Source organism: Geminicoccus flavidas (genome assembly GCF_009806515.1).
Lineage (GTDB): Bacteria > Pseudomonadota > Alphaproteobacteria > Geminicoccales > Geminicoccaceae > Geminicoccus > Geminicoccus flavidus.
On sequence record NZ_WUJP01000153.1, the window covers coordinates 1 to 5,068 of the forward strand.

6 protein-coding genes are annotated in these 5,068 nt (G+C 67.5%); 1 reads left to right on the forward strand and 5 read right to left on the reverse strand.

What is annotated here, in order from left to right; genetic code table 11:
• The 3 genes from EQG76_RS04110 to phnD all read right to left on the reverse strand — a co-directional run.
• Positions 1–548 (reverse strand): PhnE/PtxC family ABC transporter permease (locus EQG76_RS04110; RefSeq protein WP_200840541.1); only part of this gene is annotated, 548 nt, incomplete at its 3' end.
• Complete coding sequence (gene phnC / locus EQG76_RS04115; protein WP_159710855.1) at positions 545–1,375, reverse strand: phosphonate ABC transporter ATP-binding protein; 831 nt, start codon at positions 1,373–1,375, stop codon at positions 545–547. The genes phnC and EQG76_RS04110, both read right to left, overlap by 4 nt.
• Before the next feature lie 11 nt (positions 1,376–1,386).
• Positions 1,387–2,337 carry a phosphate/phosphite/phosphonate ABC transporter substrate-binding protein gene (phnD, locus tag EQG76_RS04120; RefSeq protein WP_159710861.1) on the reverse strand — a complete coding sequence of 317 codons (951 nt, stop codon included), beginning with the start codon at positions 2,335–2,337 and terminating at the stop codon, positions 1,387–1,389.
• Between the two features lie 119 nt (positions 2,338–2,456).
• On the opposite strand from phnD, the gene EQG76_RS04125 reads away from it, so the two are divergent.
• Entirely contained in the window at positions 2,457–2,876 is a 420-nt protein-coding gene (locus EQG76_RS04125) for a thioesterase family protein (protein ID WP_159710857.1), read from the forward strand.
• A 14-nt stretch (positions 2,877–2,890) separates the two neighbouring features.
• On the opposite strand, the gene EQG76_RS04130 is transcribed toward EQG76_RS04125, so the two are convergent.
• Complete coding sequence (locus EQG76_RS04130) at positions 2,891–4,663, reverse strand: SLC13 family permease (RefSeq protein WP_159710859.1); 1,773 nt, start codon at positions 4,661–4,663, stop codon at positions 2,891–2,893.
• A 93-nt stretch (positions 4,664–4,756) separates the two neighbouring features.
• Positions 4,757–5,068, reverse strand: a 312-nt coding sequence (locus tag EQG76_RS04135) for an SAM hydroxide adenosyltransferase (RefSeq protein WP_200840543.1), incomplete at its 5' end; no start/stop codon positions are given.

The window sequence follows — 5,068 nt, forward strand, 5'->3', positions numbered from 1 at the left end:
CCGGTCGCCCGGACCGCTTCGACCTGGGACGGGTCGGCCTCCTCGATGTCGTCGGCCAACAGCTTGGCCAGGAAGCCGATCGTCGAGAGGGACAGGGTGAGGAAGCCCGCGAACGGTCCGAAGCCCACCATCGCCACGAAGAATATCGCGATGATGATCTCCTGGAACACCCGTGCCAGCGCGATGATCCCGCGGCAGATCCCGTAGAGCCACCAGGGTGCGAGGTTGCGCGCCGCCCCGAGCGCGATCGGCACCGACAGGAGGATGCCGGCCACCGTCGAGGTGACCGTCATGGTCAGGCTCTCGATCAGGCCTTGCCAGATATCGCCGGAGCGGCTGACGAAGTCCGGGGTCAGGAAGCCCGAGAACAGCCGTGCCGCCCGGCCCGCCCCCTCGCTCAGCCGCGCCCAGTTCACCTCGACCGAAGCCAAGGCCAGCAGGAGATAGACGACGGCACCCGCCAGCAGCGCCCATTTGAGCGCCCGGTTGCGGAAGAAGGGCGGCTTGCGCCAGATCCGGGGATAGGCGGTCGCCGCGACCGTGCTCATGACGCCTCGGCGGCGATCTCGTCGGCGCGCGGCATGGGTAGGTGCGGATGCACGTCCTCGTCCTCGTCGCGCGGTCCGGTCTTCGACCAGTCCTCCTCGCCATAGATCCGGGTCAGCACCTCGGGCGTGAGGCCGTTGGCCGGCCCGTCGAACACCACCTCGCCGGCGCGCAGCCCCACGATCCGCGGCAGGAACATCTGCGCCAGCGCCACGTCATGGATGTTGACGATCGCCGCCAGCCCCCGCTCCTGGCACAGTTCCAGGAGCAGGCGCATCACCTGGCGCGAGGTCTTGGGGTCGAGGCTGGCGGTGGGCTCGTCGATCAGCAGGAGCTCTGGGCTCTGTACCAGCGCCCGGGCGATGCCGACCCGCTGGCGCTGCCCGCCCGAGAGCGCATCCGCGCGCTTGTCGACATGGTCGATCAGACCCACCCGGTCCAGCGTCGCGAACGCGCGCTCGACATCCTCGGGTGGGAAGCGGCGGAAATAGCTGGCCCAGAAGCCGACATAGCCCAGCCGGCCGGACAGTACGTTCTCCATCACGGTCAGCCGCTCGACCAGGGCATATTCCTGGAAGATCATGCCTATCCGGCGCCGGGCGCGGCGCAGCGCCCCGCCCGACATGGCGGTGAGTTCCTCGTCACCCAGGAAGATCCGCCCGCCGCTGGGCTCGACCAGCCGGTTGACGCAGCGGATCAGCGTGGACTTGCCGGCCCCGGACGGGCCGATCAGGCCGATCACCTCGCCCTTGCCGACCGTCAGGTCGACGCCGCGCAAGGCGGCGTCCCCGGTGCGGTACTTCTTGACCAGCCGTTCGATCCGCAGCATCGCCCCTGCCTTCAGTTGCAGGCGTAGGAAACACCCATGGCCTGGTCGATGTCGCGCACGACCTTCCAGTTCTCCTGGTAGGTGATCGGCACAAACTTCTCCTGCGGCGGCTCGGAGGTCGAGAACTCCTTGAGCAGGTCGCTGCCTTCCCACTCGAAGCTGAAGAAGGCTTCCTTGACCTTCTCGGCCAGCTCCGGCTTCAGGTTGTAGACATAGCCGTAGCCGGTCGTGGGGAAGGTCTCGGAGGTGTAGATCACCTTCAGGGAATCGGCCGGGACCACCTCGCGGGCGAGCATCCGCTCCTTCACCGAATTGGCGATCGCGGCCGCCACATAGTCCTTGTTAGCCACCCCCAGGATCGAGTTGTCGTGCTTGCCGGAGAAGACCGGTTCGTAGTCGGTCCCGGCCTCCATGCCGAACTCCTCCTTCAGGAGGGCCGATGGCGCCTTGTAGCCGGAGTTCGAGGTCTCGGCGGTAAACGCCATCTTCTTGCCCTTGATGTCCTCGACCTTCTCCACGCCCGAGCCCGGATAGGTGATGATCTCCATCTCGTAGCCGAACTGGTCGTCCTTCGACGCCATCATCGCGAACGGCACGAAGCCCGCGCAGTTGACCGCCAGCGGGTTGGAGCCGGTGTTGAAGCCCGCCACATGAAGGCGGCCGGCACGCATCGCCTCGATCTGCGCGGCGTTGGACTGGACCGGGAAGAACTGCACCGACTTGCCGGTCACCTCCTCCATATGGTCGAGGAAGCCTTGCCAGACCTGGGCATAGACCGCGGGATCCTCCACCGGCGTATAGGCGAAGATCAGCGTGTCCGGGTCGATCTGCTCGGCCGGATCGGTCGGCGTGTCGGCGACCAGGTCGCCGTCGGCGTCCGTGTAGCGCGCATCGAGCGCTTGCGCCGTGCCGGCACCCAACGCCAAGAGAGCCAGCGCGGCCGCCCCGTGCAATGCTGCCATCTTCAGCCTGTCCAGCATCTTTTCCGTTCCCCTGACCGACATGGTCGGGCCGCTCTTGGCCACGTTCCTTGACATTCTCGTGACACAAGCCGACCGCTTCGGCCAGGGGAGATGCCGTCATGCTGCCGCTGCTGAAGGTCGGGGACCGCCACCACTTCACCTACCTCGTGCCGCCGGACAAGACCGTCCCGCACCTCTATCCGGAAAGCCCGGACTGGCAGGCGATGCCGCAAGTGTTCGCCACCGGCTTCATGGTCGGCCTGATCGAATGGGCCTGCCTGGACCACCTCAAGCCCTGCTTTGAGGCGGGCGAGGGCTCGCTCGGCGTGTTCATCGAGGCCAGCCACGAAGCCGCCACGCCGCCCGGCCTCACCGTCACGGTGGCGCTCGAGGTCGACAGGATCGAAGGCCGCCGGATCGGCTGGAAGGTGGAGTTGCATGACGGGGTCGACCGGATCGGCCAGGGGCGGCACGAGCGCATGGTGGTGCGCTGGGACCGTTTCCTGCCGAAGGTGGACGCGAAGAAGCCTTCCGCCTGAAGAAGCCGTCCTGGCTAGAGCCCCCAGACCAGGATGATCAGCGGCACGCCCACCAGCACGACCAGGAGCGAGAGCGGGGCGCCCAGCCGGGCGTAGTCGGCGAACCGGTAGCCACCCGGCCCCAGCACCAGCGTGTTGCATTGGTGGCCGATCGGGGTGAGGAAGTCGCAGCCGGCACCAATGGCGACCGCCATCAGGAAGGCGTCGGGACGGTGGCCTAGCTGGGTGGCGAAGCTGGCCGCGATCGGGCCCATCACCAGGACGGTGGCGGCGTTGTTGAGGAACGGGGTCACCGCCATGCCCGCCACCATGATCAGGGCCAGCGCACCCCAGGCCGGCAGCATCGCGGCTGCGGTGGACAGCCAGCCCGCGATCAGCTCGGTGCCGCCGGTGGCGTGAATCGAGGCGCTGACCGGGATCAGGGCGCCCAGCATCACCAGAATCGGCCACTCGATCGAGTCATAGGCCTCGCGCAGGGAAAGGGCACCGGTCAACACCATCGCACCTGCCGCAGTGAAGAAGGCGATCGCCACCGGGACCAGGCCGACGGCGGTGAGCCCCATGGCCAGGGCCAGGATCGCGATCGGAATAAGGCTGCTGCGCACGTTGCCCAGGCGCAGCTCGCGCTTGGCGAGCGGCAGGCAGCCCAGCTCCTTCAGCCGCTCGGGCAGCCGCGCCAGATTGCCCTTCAGAAGCAGCACGTCGCCGCCCTGCAGGGTAATGTCGCGCAGCCGCTCGGTGAAGCGCTGGCCGCTGCGGCTGACCGCCAGGAGATTGACCTCGTAGCTGTCGTAGAGCGCTAGCCTGCCGGCGGACTGCCCGGCCAGGAAGGAGCGTGGCCCCACCACCGCCTCGATGCTGCCGATCTCATCGTCGCTGTTGGTGCCCTCGGCGATCCGCCGCCGCCCCTCCAGCTCCAGCTCGGCCCGCTTGACCGCCCGCTCCAGCGCCTCCGGCTCGCCCTGAAGCAGCAGGAGGTCGCCTGCCTCCAGTTGCAGGTCCGGCAGAGGCGAGAGGCGACGGCCGGTACCGCGGATCAGGCCGGTCACCTTGACCTCGTGGTCGAAACGCTCGTTGAGGCTGCCCAGGCTGGCGCCAGCCACCGCCGATTCCGGCAGCACCTTGGCCTCGGTGATGTAGTCCTTGATGTCCAGCGCCTCGTTCATGGTCGCAGCACCGCGCCGCTCGGGCAGGAGGCGGTAGGCCAGCGCCAGGAAGCCGATGCCCAGCACCGACAGGCCGAGCGCCACGGGCGTGAAGTCGAACATGCGGAACGGCTCGCCGGTCATCTCCTCGCGCAGGCGGGAGACGATGATGTTGGGCGAGGTCCCGATCAGGGTCATGAGGCCGCCCAGCAGCGAGCCGAACGCCATCGGCATCAGGAATACCGAGGGCGAGACGTGGGAGCGCCTGGCCATCTGGAAGGCGACCGGCAGCATGATCGCCAGCGCCCCGATATTCTTCACGAAGGCGGACAGTATCGTCACGGTGCCGACCAGCAGGACCAGTTGCACCGGCACCGCCCGGACCCTGGGCGCCACCCGCTGCAGGATTGCCTCCATGATGCCGGTGCGGGCAACCGCGGCGCTTACCACCAGCGCGCTGCCGACGATGATGATGATCTCGTCGGCAAAGCCGGTGAACGCCTCCTCATAGGGGACGATGCCCACGGCCAGCGCCGCGACCAGGGCGACGATCGCCACCATGTCGTAGCGCAGACGTCCCCAGATGAAGAGCAGCATCATGCCGCCCACGACGAGGAAGGACAGGATCTGATCGGATGTCATGCAGAATTCCCGCCGGCAACGGCCAGCAGTGGTCAACGGTTGGGCACGCCCGACGTTGCGGAGCGATCGAGGATTTGCTGGCGCCTGGCGCGGTCAGGGCCGTGACAGGCTGATCGTCCAGTCGGGGCCGGAGCCGATGCCATGAGCTTCGGCGAAGCTGCCATAGTTGATGGCCAGTGCCATCTCGTCCACCGAGTTCAGGTAGAGCAGCGGCTGGCCTTCCGGCACGTCGCCGAACGTGTCGACATAGGGCATCACCATGTCCAGGACCTGGTCGCCCTGCCGGAAGATCCGCACCCGGACCGGCTCCTTCTTCGCGATGCCCAGCTTCTCGAAGGTGAGCCGGTCGATGTTGCTCCAGACATTGCCGTAGTTGACGTCGAGCATCGGGATCACGCCGCGTGC